This window comes from Fictibacillus phosphorivorans (assembly GCF_007673525.1).
Taxonomy (GTDB): Bacteria; Bacillota; Bacilli; order Bacillales; family Fictibacillaceae; genus Fictibacillus; species Fictibacillus phosphorivorans_C.
In genome coordinates this window covers 1000158-1024501 of sequence record NZ_VDZU01000001.1, presented here as the reverse complement: position 1 = coordinate 1024501, position 24344 = coordinate 1000158, and the positions used below count along the sequence as shown (strand labels likewise).

Annotated in this window: 27 protein-coding genes and 1 riboswitch; of the genes, 7 read left to right on the top strand and 20 right to left on the bottom strand. The window is 39.8% G+C overall.

Annotated elements, in window-relative coordinates; translation table 11 throughout:
• Positions 1-18: 18 nt before the first annotated feature.
• Positions 19-693 (bottom strand): NAD(P)H-dependent oxidoreductase, encoded by a 675-nt coding sequence (locus FS458_RS04875; protein WP_144698344.1) that lies wholly within the window; start codon positions 691-693, stop codon positions 19-21.
• Between the two features lie 147 nt (positions 694-840).
• Here FS458_RS04875 and FS458_RS04870 point away from each other — a divergent pair, with 147 nt between their 5' ends.
• The gene (locus FS458_RS04870) at positions 841-1224 is read left to right on the top strand and encodes a winged helix-turn-helix transcriptional regulator (RefSeq protein ID WP_144698342.1); all 384 of its coding nucleotides are present in this window, start codon (positions 841-843) and stop codon (positions 1222-1224) included.
• A gap of 59 nt (positions 1225-1283) precedes the next feature.
• Here the strand turns inward: FS458_RS04870 and dapF are convergent, their stop codons facing one another.
• Together dapF and FS458_RS04860 are read right to left on the bottom strand one after the other, a co-directional pair.
• On the bottom strand, positions 1284-2150 hold the full coding sequence (dapF, locus tag FS458_RS04865; protein WP_144698340.1) for a diaminopimelate epimerase: 867 nt from the start codon (positions 2148-2150) through the stop codon (positions 1284-1286).
• 17 nt (positions 2151-2167) lie between these two features.
• Positions 2168-2410: a hypothetical protein gene (locus tag FS458_RS04860; RefSeq protein ID WP_144698338.1), complete on the bottom strand. Its 243-nt coding sequence runs from the start codon at positions 2408-2410 to the stop codon at positions 2168-2170.
• Positions 2411-2509: 99 nt separating this feature from the next.
• Positions 2510-2655, top strand: a riboswitch (FMN riboswitch).
• 187 nt (positions 2656-2842) lie between these two features.
• Between FS458_RS04860 and FS458_RS04855 the strand changes: the two genes are divergently transcribed.
• Entirely contained in the window at positions 2843-3421 is a 579-nt protein-coding gene (locus FS458_RS04855) for an ECF transporter S component (RefSeq protein ID WP_225218677.1), read from the top strand.
• A gap of 303 nt (positions 3422-3724) precedes the next feature.
• On the opposite strand, the gene FS458_RS04850 is transcribed toward FS458_RS04855, so the two are convergent.
• Together FS458_RS04850 and FS458_RS04845 are read right to left on the bottom strand one after the other, a co-directional pair.
• Positions 3725-4939 carry a NupC/NupG family nucleoside CNT transporter gene (locus FS458_RS04850; RefSeq protein ID WP_144698336.1) on the bottom strand — a complete coding sequence of 405 codons (1215 nt, stop codon included), beginning with the start codon at positions 4937-4939 and terminating at the stop codon, positions 3725-3727.
• 208 nt (positions 4940-5147) lie between these two features.
• Positions 5148-5384 carry a YuzB family protein gene (locus FS458_RS04845; protein WP_144698334.1) on the bottom strand — a complete coding sequence of 79 codons (237 nt, stop codon included), beginning with the start codon at positions 5382-5384 and terminating at the stop codon, positions 5148-5150.
• 237 nt (positions 5385-5621) lie between these two features.
• Here FS458_RS04845 and FS458_RS04840 point away from each other — a divergent pair, with 237 nt between their 5' ends.
• Positions 5622-6686, top strand: coding sequence for an NAD(P)/FAD-dependent oxidoreductase (locus FS458_RS04840; protein ID WP_144698332.1), 1065 nt, complete (start codon positions 5622-5624; stop codon positions 6684-6686).
• A gap of 40 nt (positions 6687-6726) precedes the next feature.
• Here FS458_RS04840 and FS458_RS04835 read toward each other — a convergent pair whose 3' ends face one another.
• On the bottom strand, positions 6727-7035 hold the full coding sequence (locus FS458_RS04835; RefSeq protein WP_186320449.1) for an LSM domain-containing protein: 309 nt from the start codon (positions 7033-7035) through the stop codon (positions 6727-6729).
• A gap of 89 nt (positions 7036-7124) precedes the next feature.
• Positions 7125-7448: a YuzD family protein gene (locus FS458_RS04830; RefSeq protein ID WP_144698327.1), complete on the bottom strand. Its 324-nt coding sequence runs from the start codon at positions 7446-7448 to the stop codon at positions 7125-7127.
• 158 nt (positions 7449-7606) lie between these two features.
• Between FS458_RS04830 and FS458_RS04825 the strand changes: the two genes are divergently transcribed.
• A complete protein-coding gene (locus FS458_RS04825) occupies positions 7607-7852 on the top strand; it encodes a NifU family protein (RefSeq protein ID WP_066238880.1) in 246 nt (81 codons plus the stop codon).
• Between the two features lie 258 nt (positions 7853-8110).
• Here FS458_RS04825 and argF read toward each other — a convergent pair whose 3' ends face one another.
• The 10 genes from argF to yutH all read right to left on the bottom strand — a co-directional run bounded on the left by argF (position 8111) and on the right by yutH (position 20735).
• Positions 8111-9058, bottom strand: coding sequence for an ornithine carbamoyltransferase (gene argF / locus FS458_RS04820; RefSeq protein WP_144698325.1), 948 nt, complete (start codon positions 9056-9058; stop codon positions 8111-8113).
• Entirely contained in the window at positions 9058-12150 is a 3093-nt protein-coding gene (locus FS458_RS04815; protein WP_144698323.1) for a carbamoyl phosphate synthase large subunit, read from the bottom strand. Before FS458_RS04815 ends, argF begins: the two co-directional genes overlap by 1 nt.
• Entirely contained in the window at positions 12143-13195 is a 1053-nt protein-coding gene (locus FS458_RS04810) for a carbamoyl phosphate synthase small subunit (RefSeq protein ID WP_144698321.1), read from the bottom strand. The genes FS458_RS04815 and FS458_RS04810 overlap by 8 nt, the downstream gene beginning before the upstream one ends.
• An 81-nt stretch (positions 13196-13276) precedes the next feature.
• Entirely contained in the window at positions 13277-14431 is a 1155-nt protein-coding gene (locus FS458_RS04805; RefSeq protein ID WP_144698320.1) for an acetylornithine transaminase, read from the bottom strand.
• Complete coding sequence (gene argB, locus FS458_RS04800; protein WP_144698318.1) at positions 14428-15171, bottom strand: acetylglutamate kinase; 744 nt, start codon at positions 15169-15171, stop codon at positions 14428-14430. Before argB ends, FS458_RS04805 begins: the two co-directional genes overlap by 4 nt.
• Before the next feature lie 15 nt (positions 15172-15186).
• Positions 15187-16413 carry a bifunctional ornithine acetyltransferase/N-acetylglutamate synthase gene (gene argJ, locus FS458_RS04795; protein WP_144698316.1) on the bottom strand — a complete coding sequence of 409 codons (1227 nt, stop codon included), beginning with the start codon at positions 16411-16413 and terminating at the stop codon, positions 15187-15189.
• Between the two features lie 18 nt (positions 16414-16431).
• Complete coding sequence (gene argC / locus FS458_RS04790) at positions 16432-17466, bottom strand: N-acetyl-gamma-glutamyl-phosphate reductase (protein ID WP_144698314.1); 1035 nt, start codon at positions 17464-17466, stop codon at positions 16432-16434.
• A gap of 148 nt (positions 17467-17614) precedes the next feature.
• Entirely contained in the window at positions 17615-18391 is a 777-nt protein-coding gene (locus FS458_RS04785; RefSeq protein ID WP_144698312.1) for an SDR family oxidoreductase, read from the bottom strand.
• 11 nt (positions 18392-18402) lie between these two features.
• Positions 18403-19368: a 2-hydroxyacid dehydrogenase gene (locus tag FS458_RS04780; RefSeq protein WP_144698309.1), complete on the bottom strand. Its 966-nt coding sequence runs from the start codon at positions 19366-19368 to the stop codon at positions 18403-18405.
• A 344-nt stretch (positions 19369-19712) separates the two neighbouring features.
• Positions 19713-20735, bottom strand: a complete 1023-nt coding sequence (yutH, locus tag FS458_RS04775; protein WP_186320448.1) for a spore coat putative kinase YutH — start codon at positions 20733-20735, stop codon at positions 19713-19715.
• 202 nt (positions 20736-20937) lie between these two features.
• Here yutH and FS458_RS04770 point away from each other — a divergent pair, with 202 nt between their 5' ends.
• Positions 20938-21435 carry a phosphatidylglycerophosphatase A family protein gene (locus tag FS458_RS04770; protein WP_066397286.1) on the top strand — a complete coding sequence of 166 codons (498 nt, stop codon included), beginning with the start codon at positions 20938-20940 and terminating at the stop codon, positions 21433-21435.
• Between the two features lie 84 nt (positions 21436-21519).
• Here FS458_RS04770 and FS458_RS04765 read toward each other — a convergent pair whose 3' ends face one another.
• The 3 genes from FS458_RS04765 to FS458_RS04755 form a co-directional block, all read right to left on the bottom strand.
• Entirely contained in the window at positions 21520-22287 is a 768-nt protein-coding gene (locus FS458_RS04765; protein ID WP_144698305.1) for a TIGR01457 family HAD-type hydrolase, read from the bottom strand.
• Positions 22288-22357: 70 nt separating this feature from the next.
• A complete protein-coding gene (locus tag FS458_RS04760) occupies positions 22358-23014 on the bottom strand; it encodes a helix-turn-helix transcriptional regulator (RefSeq protein WP_260858752.1) in 657 nt (218 codons plus the stop codon).
• Between the two features lie 81 nt (positions 23015-23095).
• On the bottom strand, positions 23096-23536 hold the full coding sequence (locus FS458_RS04755; protein WP_144698301.1) for a DUF86 domain-containing protein: 441 nt from the start codon (positions 23534-23536) through the stop codon (positions 23096-23098).
• Positions 23537-23639: 103 nt separating this feature from the next.
• On the opposite strand from FS458_RS04755, the gene FS458_RS04750 reads away from it, so the two are divergent.
• Both FS458_RS04750 and FS458_RS04745 read left to right on the top strand, forming a co-directional pair.
• Positions 23640-23909 carry a DUF3055 domain-containing protein gene (locus tag FS458_RS04750; protein ID WP_144698299.1) on the top strand — a complete coding sequence of 90 codons (270 nt, stop codon included), beginning with the start codon at positions 23640-23642 and terminating at the stop codon, positions 23907-23909.
• A gap of 93 nt (positions 23910-24002) precedes the next feature.
• Entirely contained in the window at positions 24003-24299 is a 297-nt protein-coding gene (locus tag FS458_RS04745; RefSeq protein ID WP_260858387.1) for a hypothetical protein, read from the top strand.
• The last annotated feature ends 45 nt before the right edge of the window (positions 24300-24344 follow it).

The following is a 24344-nucleotide window of genomic DNA, read 5'->3' as shown; positions in this document are numbered from 1 at the left end:
CCACTTTTATATTTCCTTTTATTTGATCCATTTGACAACATCATTAAGATCTTGGCGAACTTTTGGACGAGGCTCGTTTACGCGATAACCGAATCCTACCATAACCGCTACTTCAAAATTTCCGCCTTCAAGCACTCCCTCTTTTTCCAAGATGGCCTGAACTTTCGCTTGATCAAATCCTTCGATCGGACAAGAATCAATACCAATTTGAGCAGCTGCTGTCATCATATTTCCTAGTGCAATATAGACTTGTTTAGCTGCCCAATCGAACATAGCTCGATTGTTTCCAAGTAGCTTAAAGTCAGATTCTATGAACGTCTTGTAAAACCCGCTGATCGCTTCATATGCTTCTTTGGGAAGATTCTTCACTTCTTTCATCATATACTCAATGTAAGCTGAGTCATACATCATATCTTCTGCAGTACGTGCGAGCATCACTACATAGTGACTCGCAGTCGGTAATTGTTTTTGTGCTCCCCATGAAACAGGCTTTAACTGCTCACGTAGCTCTTGGTTTTGAATGACAACAAAACGCCAAGGCTCAAAACCGAATGAACTCGGTGAAAGACGTCCTGTTTCTAAAATAAATGCAAAGTCTTCATCTGAAATTTTTTTCTCTGGATCAAATTCCTTTGTCGCATGTCTGAACTGGAATGCCTCTAAGATCTCTTGTTTTTTAGCATCTTTATTCATGGTGATTTATCGCTCCTTCAATTTTTCTGAGATGTAATTAAGTTGTTTTGTCACCCTACACGCTATATTATAAAAGTAAAAACAAAAATGAAAAGTACGCACATTTTTGTGTCATAGTATCATTATTTATACTAAAGGAGCATTTCTATGACTAGTAAACAGCAATTCGATTTATCCAATTGGCAATCTCACGGGTACTCATGTCCTGTTGAAGCGACTCTAGATATTATCGGTGGTAAGTGGAAGAGCGTAATTTTGTATCACTTGATCGATGGAGAGATACGATTTAATGAACTAAAGCGTCTTGTTCCTGGAATTACACAGAGGATGCTTACCCTACAATTACGTGAATTAGAGCGTGATGGAATCATACACCGAGAAGTATATAAACAAGTCCCTCCTAAAGTGGAATATTCTCTAACTTCGTTTGGTGAAACAGTGATCCCTATTATTCAATCCATGCTTCAATGGGGAATAGAACATACTGACAAAATCGTCCACCATCGTGAGCAGGCTGAGGTTAAGGATTAAAAAAAGAAAGCATCTCTGCTTTCTTTTTTTGGTAAGTGCAAACTAATCGTCTGCACCCTCTACCTGTTATTATGATATTCACCCGTACAGATTATTTCAGCTGGACCGGTCATCCAAACATCTCCATCATCTTTCCAATTAATGATAAGATCACCGCCTGCTAAATGAACGGTAATGTCTGTATTTCTTTTTGCTTTTTTGTTTAGAACAGCGGCTACAGCGGCTGCACATGCTCCCGTACCACATGCTTGTGTTATGCCTGATCCTCTTTCCCAAACCCTAAAGTGCATTTCACTGTTAGACATCACTTCAACAAACTCTGCATTTACCCAATCAGGAAACATGCTATCTTTTTCGATTATAGGACCTAGGGAATGTAAGGGCGCTTCCTCAATGCTATCAACAAAGAACACCGCATGCGGATTACCCATTGATACAGTAGTTAGTTTTAAAGGTGTTCCATCAAAAGATACTTCCTCATTCACTACCTGCTGAAGGTGGTTAAATCCGGTTACAGGAATTTGTTGAGGTTGTAGGATCGGATTTCCCATATTTACCGTAACGAGTGATACTTTGTTGTTGTTATCTGTTGTTACTATAGCAGTTACTAATCCACCTAGTGTTTCGATCTGAAATTCTTTTTCTTTAACTAAGGCGTTTTCATATGAATATTTGGCTACACAACGAAGTCCGTTTCCACAGTTTTTAGCTTCAGAACCATCGTTATTAAAGATTCGCATCTTAACTGGCGCTAACTTGCTTGGGCAGATAAGTATCATTCCATCTGATCCGATACCCGTGTAAGGATTCGAAACGGCCGTTGCTAAGCTCGACAGATCAGCCTCTTCAATCGACTCTTCAAACATGTTTATATAGATGTAATTATTGCCTAATCCATGCATCTTTGTGAATTTCAACGTATCCATTGCTTTAACCCTGCTCCTTATGATTGACCTCTTAGTTTTTCGTCCGTATAAAAATAGTCATCGTCTGCGTTCAGTATCGTTAACTTGCCGTGACAGCAAGGCATGATAAGGATTTGCTTGATTCCCTCTTGAGCCAGACTCAGTTGTTCTTCTTTAAATGAAGTCAAAACATTGTCTTGTTGGCAGAACGGACACTCCGAAATATATATATCTTTCATCATTCTTTCATATGGCCATGTATATTCAAATGTTAACTTCATATTGGTTCATCCTCTATTTGGAAGGTATGGTTATTGCATATTCGTTCACAACTTACATTTTTTAAAGTATAATAGGTGATGTAACAAAATACAATAGCGATCCATCTTCGGGGCAGGGTGAAATTCCCGACCGGCGGTATTTGAAGATTCCCTCTTCATCAGCCCGTGAGCGAAAAAGTTTTCTTTTTTGCTGATCTGGTGTAATTCCAGAGCCGACAGTATAGTCTGGATGGGAGAAGATGTAGGTACAGCGGTTCAACTCTAATCAGAACCCTTTGTTTAAGTATGCCATTTTGTGCATCTTTTACATGCTGTTTATCATACTTACAAACTCCCTTAGTCTCATTAATTGACTAAGGATTTTTTGTGTGAAGCAGGCTGTGCTGCATTCGAAATCATGAGATGGCGCAACACAAAAGAGGAGAGATTTCAATGCAAAAGGGAAAGATTAAACAAATGGTAGCGGTATCGATGCTAAGTACGATTGCTTATGTGCTGATGATGCTCGACTTTCCGTTCCCAGGGTTACCTCCATTCTTAAAGATTGACTTTAGTGAGGTGCCTGCACTTCTAGCCGCAATCATTTTCGGACCAGCGGCAGGTATTATGGTAGAAGCCATAAAAAATGTTCTACACTACGGAATTGTTGGGAGCTTTACAGGAGTACCAGTTGGTCAAATAGCAAACTTTGTGGCCGGTATTCTTTTCATTCTTCCAGTATCCTACTTATTCCGCAAAAAGAATTCTGTTAAACGTCTTTCAGCGGGCTTGATCTTAGGAACGGTTTTGATGACATTTATGATGGGACTGCTCAACTACTTGATCATCTTACCAGCATATACGTGGTTCCTTGGTGCTGATCCGATGTCTAGCCAGATGATGCTTGATCTTATATTAAAAGGAATAACACCGTTTAACTTGATAAAAGGTACAATTATTACACTGTTATTCGTAGCATTATACAACCGAATGCAGCCGTGGGTGATGAAACAGATCGCTCAGCAGGCTTAAGTATAGAAGACAAACCGCAGGGAAGATTTCCACTGCGGTTTTTTATTGTTCACCATAGGGGTATATCGGTTGTCTAGATGTCAAGTCGGTTGTCGAAATTTAGCGAAATGCCTTTATTTTAGAATTTAGACCTAATTGTGCGTCGTTACGGCTTAATTAACTCTCATTTCAACCTAATCTTGTTCGTTCAGACTTAATTATAGATGAAGATACCCTCTCTGGTATTCTTCAGATCGCGCTTAGAAACAGACTCCCTATCAAAAAAGATGCTCAAGCATCGGCTTGAGCATCTTAAAATGATTCTTATAGAATGAACATACCAGCGATTGCACCGCTTAGTAAGTTAGCAATTGTAGCTGCGATTACAGCACGCATTCCAAGTCTTGCGATGTCTGGACGACGGCTAGGTGCCATTGCTCCAAGACCACCTAAAAGGATTGCGATCGATGAAAGGTTCGCGAAACCACATAGTGCGAAACTTACAACCGCTACCGTTTTCGGCATTAAGTCTGGAATTTGAGGTGCGAATGAAGAGTAAGCTACAAACTCGTTCAATACGATCTTTTGACCGATGAACGTTCCTGCTTTAACCGCTTCTTCCCAAGGTACACCAATAATAAATGCGATTGGAGCGAAAAGATAACCTAGAATTTGTTGAAGAGTGATCTCATAACCGAACCAGCCACCGATTCCACCAAGGATACCGTTAACTAAAGCGATAAGTGCGATGAAAGCAAGTAGCATTGCTCCAACGTTAAGCGCGATCTGAAGTCCATCTCCAGCACCTTTTGCTGCTGCGTCGATAACGTTTACTGTATCTTTGTCACGTTCTAATTTGATCTCACCCATTGTTTCAGGCTCTTCAGTTTCAGGAACAATGATCTTAGCGACCGCAAGTCCTGCAGGAGCACACATAAAGCTAGCTGCGATTAAGTATTCTAAAGGTACTCCTAATAGGTAATAACCAATCAATACAGAACCTGCTACTGATGCTAGCCCACCTACCATTACAGCAAAAAGTTCAGATTGAGTAAGACGGTTCATATATGGACGAATAACTAGAGGTGCTTCTGTCTGACCTAAGAAAATATTTGCAGTAGCACTCATTGATTCTGCTTTACTTGTTTTTAAAAGTTTAGATAAAGCTCCTCCTAAGATTCTTACCACCCATTGCATGATACCTAGATAGTAAAGAACTGAAATTAGAGAAGAGAAGAAAATGATAACGGTTAAAACTTGAAACGCAAAGATAAACCCTTTTCCTTCTGCAGGAATCATACTTCCAAACAAGAAAGTAATCCCTTCGTTTGCGTAAGCTACAACGTTTGAAACTTTTTGTGAGACGCTTTGTAATGCTTGTTTTCCAGCATCCCATTTAAGAACGACCAATGCAAAAGCAACTTGAATTGCAAGTGCACCTATTACCGTTCTCCAGTTAATCGCTTTCTTATTTTGAGAAAGTAAGAATGCGATTACAAGAAGAACGAGCATACCACCTAATCCCCATAAAATTTGCATATTCGTACACCCCTTTTGTAATTTGGAAGAAAACGCTTACTATTAGCACGTTAGTTGTCAGACATCCAATGACTGACCCTTTTCTAATGTAACAAATTTCGACAAAAATGCAATCGTTTTTCGTAAAATTATATGCTAGATATTTTTCCCAATCGTACAGTCCTTATCCATGAAAAAAGCAGCTATCCATTTTTTGAATAGCTGCCTCTTAAAACATTCCGTTTTCTTCTATATGAGTGTATATATTTTTAACAAGTTCATCTGAGGTTTCTCCGTGAACAATATCTCCATTTACGAGAGCAAACAACGATTTTGCACAGTGTCCACAATAGCCTAGACACCCATACTCGATTACGTCTAAATCATAGTCTTTCTCAAGTTCTTCGAGCGCTTTTTGTGCACCACTCGCTAAATTACTTAAACAAAACTCTATAATCGGTCTCATTTAATTCTTCACCTCTTAATGAATCCATCCTAACGGTTTCTATAGTTGTAGTCAATGTAAACACTCATTCTTCCTATGTATTTTCTATAAAAGAGTTGTGAAATTGTTGCAAAGTGCTATACTTAAACATGTCAAAAACGTGTAATCGTTTACTTATTTCGAGTTAAGGTTATTTACTTATATAAAGCATTCTAAAAACAGATAAGAATTGTCTTGAAAGAAAAGGGGAAATGACAAATGAAACACCTCGTTTTACTTGGCGGAGGATATGGAAATATGCGTGTTCTAAAGAGACTTCTTAATTCCTCAGACCTCCCTGAAAACATTCAGCTTACGCTTATTGATCGTGTGCCTTATCATTGTTTGAAGACTGAATATTACGCACTTGCTGCAGGTACGATATCTGACCATCATGTTCGTGTAACTTTTCCAGACCACCCACGTCTGAATATTAAATATGGCGAAGTTACTTCAATTGATGTAAAAGAAAAGAAAGTTCTATTAAAAGACCAAGATGCGGTTTCATATGATGATTTGGTTATCGGTCTAGGCTGTGAAGACAAATATCATAATGTCCCTGGTGCTGACCAATTTACGCTTAGCATCCAGACCATTGATAAGTCTCGTCAAACGTATCAAATTCTAAACAACTTGCACGCTAATGCGGTTGTTGCAGTAGTTGGTGCCGGTCTTTCAGGAGTTGAGTTGGCATCTGAACTTCGTGAGAGCCGTCCTGATCTTACAATTAAACTATTTGACCGTGGTGATATGATCCTTTCCGCTTATAAGAAGAGATTAAGCAACTATGTACAAAACTGGTTTGTTGAACACGGTGTGGAAGTCATCAATAATTCAAATGTAACAAAGGTTGAAGAAGGTGCTCTTTATAATCATGACGAAAAGGTAGAGTGTGATGCTATCGTTTGGACGGCAGGGATACAGCCGAGCCGAATCGTTCGTGATTTAGATGTTGAGAAAGATAGTCAAGGACGTGTTGTTCTAACTGAACATCATCACCTTCCATCTGAAGAGCATGTATACGTTGTTGGAGATTGCGCGAGCCTCCCTTATGCACCAAGTGCACAATTAGCAGAAGAGCAAGCCGAACAGATCTCACAAGTTCTTTTAGCTCGTTGGAACGAGCAGCCTCTTCCTGAGATGAACGAGATTAAACTAAAAGGTGTTATGGGCTCTCTTGGTAAGAAGAGCGGATTTGGTACGATGGGTAGCACTGCTCTTATTGGTAGAGTGCCACGCTTATTAAAATCAGGAATTCTTTGGTTATATAAATATCAAGTATAAGAAAAGACCCATGCAGCTGCATGGGTCTTTTTCTGTATTTTTACCAATAATAAGGACGGAATCTACGAATTCGGTAAAAAGGAAAACCAAAAACTCCGAAGCCTGGAAAAAACGGCCCGACAAAAATGATACGGCTATTACGATCAGCGTTCTCACCTGGCATGATCATATACATGTTATCCTGATCATAGCTATGCAATTGACCGTGATATACATTTCCATCATTTAGTTCGATCGTAACCTTCTGCCCCATGTACTCGAGACATAGATCATGATAATGATGATGATAATGTCCTGCATATGAGGATGACTCATCTTTATGACTTTTACCTTTTAAAGGGTTCAACAATACAATTTGCCTCCTTTTTTCTCTATACATCTTATTCTTAAGAGAAGTACAAGGCGTGTGTACAAACCCAAAATATAAAAAATAGGCGCTTAACTTACAGCGCCATAACCATTCTGTTCTATAATTGCATAGATTGTTTTTAAATTCGGATTACCTTCTGCTACTACCTCTCCATCAATCACCACGACAGGATAAAAAAGGTCTTCTTCAACAATTCTTTCTGAAAATGCCTGATCGATCTCATTTTCCGTATTTTCCATGTCTATATAAAGAACATTAAACAATAAGTTCGGAAATTTTCTTGAGATTGCTGCCTCTAGCCATTCAGCCGTTTCCTTTGCTGAAGGAAGATGAACACAGCTGGCACATTTCTGTTCAGCTCCATATACTTTAATACTAAATGAGTTACTCATGAAGAATCACCTCAATGTATGCGCTTATTTGCTTTCATCATACCTTATTTTTCATAAAAGAAAAAGGAGCAAATATCATGATGCTTGCTCATGGATTTTTTATTCCATATCCCGTATACTAAGAGTAAGTTCTTTTTAAGAAAGGAGCCTTGATTATTATGGCTGAAACTCAAAACTTAGAGATGCGTGAACAAGTTGAAGAAGTTCTTGATAAATTACGCCCATTCCTTCTTCGTGATGGAGGAGACGTGGAATTAGTGGATATTGAAGAAGGTGTAGTAAAAGTACGCCTAATGGGAGCGTGTGGTAGCTGCCCAAGTTCAACAATCACACTAAAAGCAGGTATCGAACGTGCACTTCTTGAAGAAGTTCCTGGTGTTGTTGAATTAGAACAAGTATTTTAATGATAACGAAGAAGCCGCTCAATCTAGAGCGGCTTCTTTTTTTGATGTTTATTGTAAGCTTAAAAGCTGTTGGTTTCCGTTTCAGGTGCTCGCTTTCCGCGGGGCAGGCGGTGAGCCACATTCGTACGTTTTACTTTTAAGTGTCTCACCTGCCCGCCTGTCCTAGCCGAGAGTCTACCACCTTCCACTACAACCAACTATTCAAAGGAGACAAAAAAATAAAAACAAGAAGCTATGCATGTATTTTATGTTAACCTGTTAACTCATCAAACGAACAAGCAATGCTTTTTGTGCGTGAAGACGGTTTTCAGCCTCATGAAAAACAACAGAATGAGGACCATCAATAATCTCCGCCGTTACCTCTTCCTCTCGATGTGCAGGCAAACAATGCATAAAGATATAGTCACTCTTTGCATATGAGACCAGCTCTCGATTCACTTGATAATCTTTAAAATGTTTTAGGCGTACCTCTGCTTCAGCTTCTTGCCCCATGCTCGCCCAAACATCTGTATAAATCACATCACTATTTTTAATACCTTCAATCGGATCATGAGTTACTTCGATAACAGAACCGTTTTGTTTCGCAACTTCTTTTGCATAAGAAACAATCTCTTCCTTCGGTTCGTAGTTTTCAGGGCAAATAATAGTACAATCCATGCCCACTTTTGCGGCTCCAATCATTAAAGAGTGTGCGACATTGTTTCCGTCACCAATATACGCCAGCTTTTTCCCTTTGAACGACCCTTTATATTCTAAAATTGTAAGAAGATCAGCTAGTATCTGACACGGATGAAAATCGTCCGTAAGTCCGTTGATTACGGGTATAGATCCACTCTGTGCAAGCTCTTCAACTGTGGATTGATGAAACGTACGAATCATTAGCGCATCCAGATAACCGGACAAGACTTTCGCTGTATCTGAGATTGATTCTCCTCTACCCATCTGAATATCACGAGTCGATAGATGGATCGCATGGCCGCCGAGCTGCAGCATTGCAGCCTCGAACGAAACGCGAGTACGCGTTGATGATTTCTCGAAAATCATTCCTAAGATCTTTCCTTTTAGTAAAGGTGGTGCAGATGGACCTTGTTTTTTTAAGTCTTTCGCAAGGTTCAATAAGTCGATGATCTCAGATGTAGAATAATCCATCAGCGTTAGGAAATCTTTCTGAGTTCGCGTTTGGCGAAGTGGGGATACGATTGACATTAGATCAGCACTTCCTTTCTCATTTTATTCGAGGTGCGTATCGCATCTAAATAAGCGTTAGATGTTTCTTTTCTTGTTAGTACATGGACTCTTTCTAGAACGGCACGCTTAGCATTGTGGCTTTCGCTGTCATTCGAAAAATTTATATAGATGGCTTTATTGTCTGTTTTTAACCATTCATCAAATGTTAGATTTTTTGCAGTAAGTACGGAATATCCACATTCCTCCCAGGCTTTTGAAGCAGCTTCAGCGAGGGTTCCTTCCGCAAAAATACTTCCTTGATCATTCCAAAAATCAGCCAATTGAAGACTCGATCCTTTCAAAGCTTTAACTAAAGCTCCATTAAAATCGGCATCTGTTCCTATCACTTCTCCAGTAGAAAGCATCATCGGACTTAACACCGGAGAAACCCCAGGCAGTTTTATAGTTGAGAAAACAGGCGCTTTTACTGTTACTTCCGGTTGTCCGTTATGCTCTTGTTCAAGGTTCAATGACTTTAATGAATGACCAAGAAGCAATTGTGTTGCTTTCTGCACAAGGTTTACATTCGTAATCTTACTCATGATGGGAGCGGTTCTAGATGCTCTTGGGTTCACTTCAATAACATATACACTTTCATTCTTAATAGCGAATTGAATATTAAACAATCCTTTATACGATAAGTTAAGTGCTATCTTTTTAGAGAAAGATATTATTTGATCGATCACATGATTTGATAAGGATTGCGGTGGTGTGACAGTCAGACTATCTCCAGAATGAACCCCGGTTCCTTCTAGATGTTCAAAAATACCAGGAATGAATAGATCTGCACCATCGCTTAAAACATCTACCTCGGCTTCTGAACCTTCTAAAAATGTATCGATCAAAACAGGATAATTCACTTGTTCATGATTTAGGTAACCTGTAAGTTCGTTTTCAGAATAAAGCACCTTCATCCCGCTTCCACCAATCACGTATGATGGACGTAGAAGGATTGGAAACCCTAGTTTGTTTGCATAAAGCTTCACTTCTTTTTCGCTTACCGCCGAAAATCCTGGAACTTTAGGAATATTCAATGTGTCCAAAAATTGATAAAAACGCTCTCTGTCTTCCATTTGGTCTACGGTGTCAGCCGGACTTCCAAGAACAGAATACCCCGCCTCTTCTAACTTCTTAGCCAAATTGATAGATGTTTGGCCGCCAAATTGCAGAATGACATCTGAAATTCCTTCAAACTCCAAAACATGATTGATGTCTTCAAAGGTTAGAGGCTCAAAATATAGGGAGTCAGACACTTCATAGTCCGTACTTACTGTTTCTGGATTATTGTTAATCAAGATGGCTTCATATCCAAAAGAATTGAGAGCTATAGCACTGTGCACACAACAATAATCAAATTCAACACCTTGCCCGATTCGTATGGGACCGGATCCGATGACTGCCACTTTTTTCTTCGTGCTTGGGATTCTATCGCTCTTCCCGCTCCAACTGGAATAAAAATAAGTCGTTTTTGCTTCGAACTCTGCTGCACACGTATCCACCATCTTATACGTCGGTGTGATATCCATCTCTACTCTCTTATTGCGTACCTCTAACTCTGAAACAGACCAGATCTCTGATAAGTATTGATCTGAAAAACCATACTTTTTAGCCAGTTGCAGTTGTTGTTTATCTATTTTTTCTAGACTCGTATTTTGTAGCATATTGTCCATAGAGACCATCTCTTGAAAGATGGATAAAAAGTAAGGTGTGATTTGTGTTAATTCATGAATTCTGTCTGCAGTTATTCCTCTTTTCAACAGTTCCATCACCACGAAAAAACGACGATCATCTGCTGATACGACGAGATCAAGAAGTGTGTCCTCATCTAATGCAGATAGTTCTTTCAAATACATACCGTTCGTTTTCAGCTCTAATGAACGGATCGCCTTTTGAAACGCTGAAGCCATGTTTCTCTCTAACGCCATCACTTCGCCTGTCGCTTTCATCTGGGTTCCGAGATCTCGGTCTGCATGAGGAAACTTATCGAACGGCCACCTTGGCATTTTTACAGCTACATAATCTAACGCTGGTTCAAAACTCGCAAAGGTCGTTCCGGTTACTGGATTCTTCAATTCATGCAGGTTATAACCTAGGGCAAGTTTGGCAGCGATCTTTGCGATCGGATATCCGGTTGCTTTTGATGCTAAAGCAGATGACCTGCTCACACGCGGATTCACTTCGATCAAATAATATTGTGAGTTATCTGGATGAAGTGCAAACTGTATATTACAACCTCCTACGATTTCAAGCGCAGAAATGATGGTTAATGATGCTTTTCTAAGTGACTGATACTCATCATCTGTTAAAGTCTGGCTAGGAGCTACTACTACAGAATCACCTGTATGAACACCAACAGGGTCAACGTTTTCCATGTTACAAACCGTGATGCATGTTCCGTTCTTGTCACGCATCACTTCATATTCAACCTCTTTGTAGCCTGCAATACTTTTTTCAATCAGACATTGGTTAATCGGACTTGCTGATAGACCTTGTTTAACTAGAGAGATTAGCTTCTCTTTAGAGGAAGCAATACCGCCACCAAATCCCCCGAGCGTATATGCTGGTCTAACAATTACCGGATAACCGGTCACTTCAGCAAAATAGATCGCTTCGTCTACTGAAGTAACAATCTCACTTTCTGGTACAGGTTCACCGAGATGCTTCATCAATGATCGAAACAGATCACGGTCTTCTGCTTTTTGTATAGAATGAATATCTGTACCTAAAAGTTTAACTTCATACTTCTTTAAAATTCCTTTCTCATGAAGTTCCATCGCCAAGTTAAGTCCTGTTTGACCTCCAACCGTGGCTAAGAGTCCATCCGGTTTTTCTTTTTGGATAATCTGTTCAGCATATTCTGCTGTTAAGGGTTCAAAGTATATAACGTCTGCAAACGTGTTGTCCGTCATGATCGTAGCCGGATTGTTGTTGATCAAGACTACTTTTATCCCTTCTTCTTTTAACGCTTTACATGCCTGTGTTCCCGAATAATCAAATTCTGCTGCCTGCCCGATTACGATCGGTCCTGATCCGATCACGAGCACTTTCTTGATGTCTTGTTGTTTAGGCATAACTTCTCACCTTCTCTGTATGTTGTACACTTTTAATAAAGTTTTGAAATATTTCCTTATGTTCGTTCGGACCAGGCGCTGCTTCCGGGTGGAATTGCACACTCGCAACGTCGAATGAATGATGCCATAATCCTTCGACACTTCCATCGTTCACATTTTCAAACCAAATATTGAACCCTGTTTCTGCTAAACTTTCTTTTTGAACGACATAACTATGATTTTGTGAACTCATCGATACTTTCCCTGTCTTCAAGTTCATAACTGGCTGATTCGCACCACGATGACCAAATTTCAGCTTTCGCGTCTCACCGCCGAATGCTAAAGCGAGTATCTGATGACCGAGACAGATGCCTAACGTGGGATAGCGCATCGCTAGATTTTTATAACGATGAAAATAGGCAGAGAACCTCATAGGATCACCAGAACCATTTGAAAAGAGAAAACCATCTGGATTCAATTTTTCGATATTGGCTATATCTTGATCAAAAGGAACAATTGTTACTCTGCATCCCTCGTTAACAAGAGCATCAACGATTGACTTCTTATATCCAAAATCGATCAATACTATATGTGTGTCTCCTGAACCTTTCTTTTTCATTGATGTCGTCGGCCAATATTCTTCTAGCTGAAAAGAATCAGGAATGATGCTTGGTACATGCATAACCGCTGGGAGGGATCCTTTTATTCGAATTTGTTGAATAAGAGATCTTGTATCTACATTGGTTAGAGCAGGGATTTGATACGCGTTTAGCAAGTCAACGATAGATTGGCGGTTATCTTTTGCAGCGAATTCAAAGCACTCTGCCATAACTACTCCTGCCACTTGAATTTTGGCGGATTCCATACTCTTATTATCAAATCCGTAGTTTCCGATAAAAGGATAAGAAAACACGACAATCTGTCCTTGATAAGAAGGATCTGTTAATACTTGCTCGTATCCAGTCATTCCTGTATAAAATACAACTTCACCTGAACCATATTGGTTGTCACTAATCCAGTCACCATCAAATGTATGACCGTTAGGTACCGTTATACAGCCTTTCATGTTAAGTTCCACTCCTTGTATAAAACATATAGTTTAATGTATTTTTATTCATTCGTAGTAAAAAAAATATCTGATTTCTTTTTACGTCACTTTTTCATATTTGTTATTAAACACTGCTAAAATTGTGTTTAACGCTGATGTTAGTTCTTCATCGGTAACATTTAACGGGGGTAGTAATCGAATAACATTCTCGCCTGCAGGAACGGTTAATAGACCTTGTTCTTCTAAATTCACTATTAATTCTCCAGCCCACTCACATTCAATTCCTATCAATAATGCTTTTCCTCGTATTTCCTTTACGGAAGGGAAACTTATTAAGTGATTTTCTAATTGCGCTTTGAAGTTCTTTCCTTTTCTCTCAACCTCGTCTAAGAATTCGTCGTTGAAGATGATATTCAAAACACTTTGGCTGACTGCACATGCGAGAGGATTACCTCCAAACGTCGTTCCATGGCTTCCTGGTCCAAACGCTTCGGCTAGTTTTCTTTTACCTAACATAGCCCCTATCGGAAAACCGTTTCCTAATCCTTTGGCTAGGGTAACGATATCAGGGTCTAATCCGAAGTGTTCATAAGCATATCTCTTTCCTGTTCTGCCGATACCCGTTTGAACTTCATCTATAATTAATAAAATATCGTTCTTCTCACAGATTTCTTGCACTTCTTTATAAAAATCTGGGTCAGCGATTTTAATCCCGCCTTCTCCCTGGATGACTTCCATCATGATCGCAGCTGTGTCGTTGTCTGCCTGCTTCTTCAATTGCTCAATATCGTTCCAGGGCAGATGTATGAATGTTGACAGAAGCGGTCCATATCCTTCTTTTATCTTTTGTTGACCCGTCGCCGACATGGAACCGAACGTTCTGCCGTGAAATGAGTCGTTAAACGTAATGATCTTATTTTTCTTTGTGAATTTCTTAGCAAGCTTGATCGCAGCTTCGTTCGCTTCAGCTCCACTATTGCAAAAGAAGGCTAAATCCAAATGTGTGTGCTTCACAAGAGTCTCTGCGAGCAACTCTTGCTGTTGGTTTTCAAAGAGATTGGAAGTATGCCAGATGCATTCGCTTTGCTTTTGGAGAGCTGCAACCACATCAGGATGACAATGTCCTAGACTCGTTACAGCTATGCCGCTCGTGAAATCAAGATACTTTTTATTGTCTTGGTCATATACATAAGTTCCGTTTCCTTTTTGAAGTTGTATTTGTTTTCTTTTATAGGTTGGAAAAAGTGCACTCATGTGATCAGTACCTCCTTCAGCAATTCTGTACCAGACAGAGTTTGATCGGTGATTCGTACTTGCTTGATGTTTAGGTCCAGACATTTAATAGCTGCTTCAACCTTTGGAACCATGCCACCGCTTATGTGTCCTTCAACAATACTGGTTAAAATGTCAGTGATCGTTAAGCATTCCATCCACTCTCCATTCACGGAAACACCAGGGGTATCTGTAATAAAACAGATTGTTTCGGCGGATAGTGCAGCTGCAGTTTCTCCTGCTGCTGTGTCTGCGTTAATATTAACTGTTTCTCCGGATTCTGTTACACCTAAAGATGCTATGACTGGAATTTTTCCATCATCTAACACTTTTTGGATGATCTCTATATTTACTTGCTGAACGTTTCCAACCCATCCATAATTCTCTTTATCTAAAAAATCACAAGTGAGTAAGGAATTCTCTGCTCCAGAAAGTCCTTGAGCTGATATGCCTTCGTTATTTAATCTCTCTACTAGGTTTGTATTGGTAATGTCCTTTAACGCTGTCTTCACACAGGAAAGTGATTCTGTGCTTGTTACTCGTATGCCTTTCTTCATTTCTAAAGGCAACCCGGATTCTGACAGCTTTTTATTAATTTCCGGCCCTCCTCCATGAACGATCACAATCTTTTCGCCTTGTTGAATCCTATTTTTAAGAGCTTCAAAAAAAGCAGACTGTAAGTTAGCTAGCGTACTTCCTCCAATTTTCATAACATGAAACACAACACTCGCCTCCTTTTAAGTGCGGTAACTTGCATTTATCTGAACATAATCATACGTAAGATCACATCCCCACGCTCTTCCACTTCCTAAACCTTCTGATAGTTCAACCGAGATATGAATCTCGTGGCTTTTTAAGTAAGTACGAATTTTCTCTTCCGAAAATAGAACCGGTTCTCCATCTACTACAACTTCATGTTCGCCGATTTGTATTTTTACGGTGTCCGGATTAAACGAAACTCCACTATATCCAGCTGCAGCAAGAATTCTGCCCCAGTTGGCATCGCAACCAAATACAGCGGTCTTCACTAACGGAGAGCCCACTACGGTTTTTGCTATGATTCTCGCATCTTTATCGGATGCTGCACCATTAACATGAACCTCGATCAGCTTGCTCGCTCCTTCCCCATCCTTTGCGATAAGTTTGCCTAAATCTTCACAAACGAGTACGAGTGCTTCTAAAAATAGTTGCCATTCAGGGTGGTCTTTGTTTAACTCTTCATTCTCAGCCATTCCGTTTGCGAGCATGAGTACCATGTCGTTCGTCGATGTATCACCGTCCACGGTAATACAGTTAAACGTACGTTCTACGGCAAAAGACAAAGCATCGTGGAGATCATCTTGTTGGACAGCTGCATCTGTTGTGATGAAACCTAGCATCGTAGCCATATTAGGATGTATCATTCCTGATCCTTTCGCCGTACCTGCTATCGTAATGATTTTATTATTAATTTTTAGCGTGTAAGCTGTATTTTTGGAAACCGTATCTGTCGTTAAAATGGATTGAGAAAAGTCGATCGATCCTTTCAACTCAGAATCTAGCACTAAGTTTTCAATACCAGTTGATATTTTATCCATCGGCAGATGTTCACCGATCACCCCTGTTGAGGCAACTCCAACATAGTGCGAAGGGATATCCAGCTTTTCAGCGGTCTGCCTCTGCATGTGCTCAGCATCTTTCATGCCTTTTTTTCCTGTACAAGCATTTGCATTCCCAGAGTTCACGATGATCGCTTGAAGCTTCCCTTCTTGAGAGATACTATTCTGAGTAACTTTTAGCGGAGCAGCCTGTACTTGGTTCGTTGTATAAACACCTGCCGCGTTTGCCGGAGTAATACTATACAACAATCCTAGATCGAGTTTTTTATGTTTCACTCCACAATGAATTCCACTTGCGTAGAATCCTCTTGGCGTCGCGATGTTTATACCTGTTATCTTCTGAATAGCCGCTTTTGTTGCCTGCATCTATCTTGCCTCCTCTAGTTAAGGGAACATTGGTAAAGCTTTTAATCCCTTCGTTTCATCCATTCCGAACATTACATTCATATTTTGAACCGCTTGACCTGCCGCTCCTTTTAATAGATTGTCAATACAAGAGATCACTGTGATTCGATTTGTCCGTTCATCGACGGCAAACGTTACATCACAAAAATTTGATCCATATACTTGCTTAGTAAACAGATTGGCTTTTTCTTTATGAACTCTGACGAAGTATTCACTGCCGTAATAAGATTCATATATTTCTTTTACAGATCGTGAGGTAACTGGATCTGTGAATTCCGCATACATCGTAGTCATGATGCCCCTTGTCATTGGAACGAGATGTGTATTGAATGTAATTTTCGTTTCAGTATCCGTACAAGACTGTATCGTTTGCTCGATCTCTGGAATGTGCTGATGTTGATTGATCTTGTAGATACCGAGGCTATCATTTACTTGTGCAAAATGCGTCGCTTTGCCCGGCGTAGCACCCGCTCCGGAAATACCGCTCTTTGCATCAATCACGAGTGAAGATGGATTGATCACGTTTTCTTTTAGTAACGGGAGAATACCTATGAGAGCTGCGGTTGGATAACATCCTGGGTTCGCGATCAGCTTCCCATTCTTTACCTCTTCTCTCTTCCATTCTGTTAATCCGTATACAGCTTCATTCACGAGTGATTGTGGAGGCGGTTCTTTTTTGTACCACGCTCGATAGGTGTCAGCATCTTTCAAACGAAAATCTCCTGCTAGATCAATGATTTTTAAATTTTCATCGACTAGCGAAGGGAGAAACTCTGTTGAAACGCCGCTCGGTGCGGAGGAAAATACGATATTTAAGCCATCGGTTGGCAGTTGTTCGAGAGATCTCAGCTTCTGATCATGAACATGAGACAGATGCTGAATTTCTTCTGAAAGCTCATTACCCGCTTTAGAGGATGAATAGAGAACAACTTCGGTAATCTCCGCATGTGCAGATAGCAGCCGGAATAGTTCCATCCCACCATATCCGGTTACACCAATAATTCCTGCTCTCATTCAATCACTCCTTAAATAAGTTATGGTTCATTATAGGACTGTATAAAAATTAATTCAATAGTATATTTATAAATAATTTAATTTTAATAAAAAAACTGACTTTTTGGGTACACGAAGTTACCACTAAAGTCAGTTTCAAAAAATTTTTCTATTGTCTTAAGAATCCACCTTCTGAATGGATGATCTGTCCCGTTATCCACTCTGCTTCTGGTGTTGTTAAAAAAGCGACTAACCTTGCCGCATCTTCTGGTTTCCCGATCCTACCACCAGGAAACTTTGGAAGAAGAACTTTTTCTAATTCTGGATTGATCCAGCCTGTATCTGTAGGGCCAGGATTCACTGCATTAACAGTGATTCCTTTATGTCCAATTTCAGCAGCTAAGGAAATCGTTAACGAATCAACAGCTCCTTTTGTAGCAGCATACGCTAATTCACCGAGCATCGGACCTTTCGACTGGCCAGATGTGAGGTGAACGATGCTCCCTCTGTTTCCTGTAAAACGTTTGGCAAACTCTATACTTAATAGAGTCGTCGCTCGTATGTTGATCCTATAGTGAGCATCTAAAATCTCACTGGTCGTATCTTCCCAGTTGTGATTCTGCGACATACAGGCATTGTTTATAAGAATGCTCGGTGCACCTAGTTCTCTTTCAACTTTTTCTAGAAGTTTTGGAATTTGTTCTGAAATGCTAAGGTCAATTTCTTCATACAGAGATTTTACTCCTGAATTTTTTAGTTTCTCCAGAAGCTGTTCTGGGTCATTTGTATGGTTGCCTGTGTGCATATTTGTGTCATATGTCCCCCAAGTCGTAAAGAATACATTAGCTCCCCTACTTGCAAGCTCAACACATACAGCTGCGCCAATTCCGTTTAAACGGCTAGCTCCCGTAACGATGGCTGTTCTTCCTGCTAAAGAACGATACATCTTGTCCCTCCTTATACAACTGGCGTTTCTGCGCTTTTTCCATTCAATATATTGCTTATGTTTCTGCAAGCAAGTTCAGCCATCTTCATCCTTGTTTCAACACTTGCACTTCCGATGTGAGGAAGGGCTACCACTTGTTTCATCGACAGAAGAGGGTGATCGACATCAATCGGCTCTTGCTTAAATACATCAAGCCCTGCACCCGCGATTTCTTCGTTATGTAATGCCTCAATAAGGGCAGATTCATCAACTGTCGCACCTCTGCCTGCATTAATGAAGATCGCACTATCTTTCATGCTCTGAAACGCTTCTCGGTTAAACATCCCTTTTGTCTCAGGTGTTAATGGTGCAAGGGAGACCACAAAATCTGATTGCTTTAAAAGCTCATGAAATTCTTTGTATTCTGCGTCTAGCGATATTTCTGCATGAGGCTTACGGTTTCGATTGTGGTACAAAATTTTCATGTCAAAGCCCTTTGCTCGTCTCGCTACGGCTTCACCGATTCTACCCATTCCAACGATTCCGATTGTTTTATGATGTACATCTGCTCCAGCAAGCAATAAAGGTCCCCAGCTGTTCCACTTTCCTTCTTTTACATAATTCGCTGATTCAACGATTCTGCGAGCTGTTGCAAGAATTAAAGAAAATGCTAAATCCGCCGTTGAATCGTTTAATACATCTGGTGTGTTACAAACCGTGATACCTTTTTGTTTGGCAGCTGCGACATCAATGTTGTCATAGCCAACTGCTAGATTTGCTATTACTTTTAGTGAAGATGCTTCATTCAATACTTCGCTATCGATTTTGTCTGAAAGCATCGTGAGCAATCCATCAGCTTTTTTGATTTCGGTTAAAAGTACTTCGCGTGGAACTGCTTTTTCTTCATGTGGCCACATATTGATCTCTGCAATTTGCTCTAGTTGACTAACCGTTTCTTTCGGTAATTTTCGTGTAATAAAAACATAAGGTTTTTGCATACGCTTTCACTCCCTGCTTGCTATTTTCTCATGGGAAAGTGAGAAAATAAAGAAATGGTACTTATGCTGGTAATATTCTTGTGCAAGATATCTAAAAAGAATCTTGCTTTTCTTTTTCACTTCCTCTGCAAGTTGATTGGAGCGCAAGGTTGCCGACTCCTATGGGACGAGCGGTCAGGTGGAGACACTTAATGGCGCAAAGCGGCAAGTGGCTCACCGTTCGCCCCATGGAAAGCGAGCAACCTGGAGCGGAAATCAACTACTTTCAAAGACAACACTGTAGACGAAAACAACAAAAAAAGAGGTATAACTCAAAAATCTTACTTTTTGAGCCACCTCTTTCTTTAGATCATTGGAACGAGCCAATCGACCATTGGGATATTTAACTCTTGGACCGGAAGACCGATCGATCTGTAAAAGCTTTTTAAGAAATATTCATTTTGCTTTTCATACGAGATTAAGTCAGTAAAGCGGCGCACATATAGTTCTTTTCCGATATCTCTCTCATTATTATAATGTTCATCAACTGTATCAAAGTACTGTGAAGGAAAAATGAGTCTGCCGTAAAGAAGTCTCCAAGCCCCCTTGGATAATGGCTTAACTTTTTCATAATCGTCGATCAACTGCAGCACTTCATGACTTCTGAATTCTGGCTGATAGATCTTTTCTCTGATACATTCTGCAAGATCTCTCATCGGACTATCGATCACCCAGCCAACAGGCAGCTTAACAAAACTGTTAGACGTACGAATCCATGACCGCTCGCTGAATCGATCGTAACAGATGGCAGCAGAACCTATTCCTTTAGGTCCTCTCTCTAGTTGGTAATCTGTAATATATTGAATCGCATTTTCAGCCATTCCCTCATAATAAGGAAATGTCGTCAAAAACAATTGATCAAAATCGTTCTTTTGTTTTCTCGCCGAAATTTCTGCATAACGGTTATGCATCTCATCCACTCGATTGATCCATAATAACGGCCATTGTCCGTATGCGATTTGTTCCACTGGATAATATTGTTCTAAGCCTTTTCCTCGCTTATGAAACTCTGCAAGCTCAGAGCCCATTTCACTACTACGATGCTCTCCTTTTTTCGGTTCCACTTTAAAGATGATTACAGACTCTCCATCAACATAAGCACTAGGCATATTGGTGATCGTTGGCTGTAGAACGGGAATGTTCTCCTCTCCTCGTTGCTGCAGATAATCACTGATATAAATCATTTCTTGCAGTTTTTCATATGACATCTGCTGCTGTGGTATCACGATGTATTGGTTTCCTTTGCAATAGAAGGTCCGATAACCCGATTCAGATCTTCTGTCTTCACAAACTAGTTGATAATGATGAAATATATCTCTTTCAAACAAAGCCGATCCCCCCACCCCTTCAGCTTTCCAGCGGCAGATCATCTCTTTTAGATCAAACTTGAGCACACCACCGCATGATTGGATACAACATTGTATGCCCATATAGGCGAAGTGGTTAGTACTTTTTGTAAATTCATAACTTTACTATGAAAACATATACTATACAAAGCTAAGGAGACTAACAGAGAAAAGGAGTACAAGGATGCCAAATAAAAAAGTGGAAAAAGTCGAAGAAACTGCTCGCAAACAGCTGAACGAACGGGGCGTTACGGTAAACGATATCGCTGAACTTGTTTATTTTCTCCAAGTCCCCTACCATCCTGACCTAAAAATGGATGTATGTAGAGAAAACGTTGAAAGAGTCATCGCAAAACGTGAAGTTCAGAATGCTATCCTCACAGGTATTGCTCTTGATGTATTAGCGGAACAGAAAAAACTTGAGCAGCCACTTCAGGAAATATTAGCTCGGGATGAAAGTCTTTATGGGATTGATGAAGTGATTGCACTCTCAATAGTGAATATATATGGCTCGATTGGTTTTACTAACTACGGATTCATCGATAAACAAAAACCAGGAATCTTAGAAAAACTTAACGATAAGTCTACAGGCATGGTTCATACTTTCTTAGATGACATCGTCGGCGCGATTGCAGCAGCAGCATCGAGCAGATTAGCACATCGTGCAGCAAATGAAGAATAAAAATAAGGCTTAAGAACAAGAGAACCCTCTTAGACTTAAGCCTTTTTTATTTTGACCTGACGGTGCCATTTTCAATTCAGAGATTTATTGAATCGTCCACTCATCCAACCCATTAACGGTATACGTAGGATGCACATCAATTTCTTCAAGGTGTTTCTTTGTTGTGACTCCTGTGTGAACAAGCAGCGTATCAATTTCAGCACGAATACCAGCTAAGATATCTGTCTGGTAGTTGTCCCCGATCATGAGTGTTTCTTCTTTTTTCGTTCCTAGAGTTTCTAACGCCATCTCCATGATGATGGACTCAGGCTTACCGATAAACGTTGGTTCTGTTTGCGTAGAAACAGTAATGACAGAAGTCAGTGAGCCGTTTCCTGGCAAAAGTCCTCTTTCCGTCGGAAGAGCGATATCACCATTTGTCGAGATAAAAGTCGCTCCTTTACGGACTGCAAGGCATGCTTTTGCTAGCTTTTCATAGGTGATCGAGCGATCGATTCCAACCACAACAAAATCAGGGTTTTCTTCAACAAGTTCAAGACCTTTTTCTTGAAGAGCTTCTCTAATTCCATCCTCACCGATACAATAGACTGTCGCATTTTTCTTTAGTTCCGCAATATAGTTGGCTGTTGCCATACTCGTCGTATACACATGTTCAGCAGATGCTGGGATATCAAATCCTGCAAGCACATCTGCCACTTGTTTTTTTGTTTTAGAAGAATTGTTTGTCACGAACAAATAAGGAAGGTTTTTTTCGTTTAATTTTTTTACAAAATCAACAGCCTCAATAATTCGTTCTGTTCCTCGATACATCGTTCCGTCTAAGTCGATCAAGAATCCTTTATATGCCTTCATCCATGCTCTCTCCTTTTAAGTACCTTCTCATTCTACCCACTTCAAAAAAAAAAAACACACATGAAGCGTTTTAGACTTCAGATGTTTGCTTTTCTTCTTTTATCACATAACAGCAATAATCTCCGCCTTTAGCCATGCACGTCTTTCGCTCAACAGCGTTTGTTTGCAGCATGCGCTTAAAGAGTGAAAGCTCGCAGGAGCAGGCTTGCTGATATTCATTCGCAACCTTAGCGATCGGACAGTTGTACTCTGTTAACACATAAGTATCGGGATCTTCTCCTCTTTCCCAGTCCACCATGTACCCTGCTTCATTTTGAATATTAGCCAGTTCATTTACTTTTTGTTCAAACTCTGTGAGTGTGTTCATTCGATCTTTATATCTATCCTGCAGACGATTCTCACGTCGTTTAAATAATTCATCAATTGTTTCTGTGCCACTCACTTCTTCTATATCTTTTAAAAAATCAACGGTAAGTCCTGAATAGTTTCGTGGAAATTGTTCGTCACCGCTTGCTGTAAGATGATAAAAATGGATTGGTCTTCCCATAGCCTGTCGTACAAGAGTCGTTTCAATCACATGGTCACGTTCTAATGTGTTGAGATGACGACGAACAGCCATTTCGGTTATTCCGAGGGATTTTGCCATTTCCGTAACAGTCATCCTCTTATTTCTTTTTAAAAGATAGATGATTTCATCACGGGTTGAGGTGTGATTCTTCATGGTCATCACCATCCTTTGTCACCATTTTATCGTAAATAAGGGTAAACGTACATTTTTAAATATAAATGTATAAAAACTCTTGTATCCTTATTCAGGTAAAAATGCAGAAACTGGCCCCAACTCTTCCTCTAGATATCTTCTTATGTGTAATGAGAACGTTGAAAGTTCTTTCTCTTTTGAAGCGATGGTATCAAATATGACTTTACTATCAGCAGAAGTATAATCTTGAACAAGTGATTTACGAAGGTTCACCACTTGTTTCAGTGATACTGCTTCATCGTTTGGAATTACTTTTTCATCAATCAGGATATCAAGAATATCTTCAAAGCTTCCAGGATCGCGCATGATAAATCCATCGATGATCATATTTCCAACGTCCATCATCGATTCGATCAACATATGTCCGATTCTTTCCACCACAAGTGTTTCAAGCTTATTTTTGGGAGCTGATAATTCTTTGAACGTATGGATTAACTCATTCATATACACTAAATGTTCATTGATTTTCTTTCGATCAACAAAATACATAGTCATCACCTTTTGTAAGTTTCTCAAGTAAAGTGTAACATAAAGGAAGAGCAATCATATGGACTCAAAATTTAAATTTTGCTTAGTACGAAGGAGGAACAAAATGAACGAGGAAACTTTTTTCTTATATGATGATAAAGAAACAACAGAAACGCGCTTTGTAAGCTTTATGGGACGTAATACTCGTTTTGATCTTGCCATCACGAAAACAACAAGACATTACGGAAAGTCATTAGTACTGAACATGTTAGGCAGTACATATGCCATCATCGGTCAAGATGACCTAGAAGAAGAAGGCTATTTAGAACACGCGTTTAATCTAACTGAAGAAGACGCGATGGAGCTTCGTGAATTTTTAGCTGAAGTTGTTTAAGATGTAATCAAAATGTACCAAAAAAGAATCATGCTTTCTTGGAGACACTTTAGATAAGGATACTTTCTTATCCTAAAAATGGCCGAAGAGAGGATGGTTTTTTTGTTCGAAAAAGAAAAAGAACAATATACAGATTTTTCGAATGTAGAGACTGGTCGTAATTACGTACTTCCTGAGGATTTACCTGAAGGTCCATATGGCTCACCTATCAAAAGAGCCTTAGGAAAATCGACTCCTTGGAGAGAAGAACAGCGTTATTATAGCGCCTTTAACTATGAAAACAAAACCCTTCATGAAGGTCTGGAAAGACAAGATCCTGGTGCACATCTTACACACGATGATCCAGAATATCATACAGAAAAGCCTTATGAAGATTCTCGAGGCTCATAAAGCTTGTTGCTAGTCGAAGATCATCGCTAAGACAAAGAAAAACCC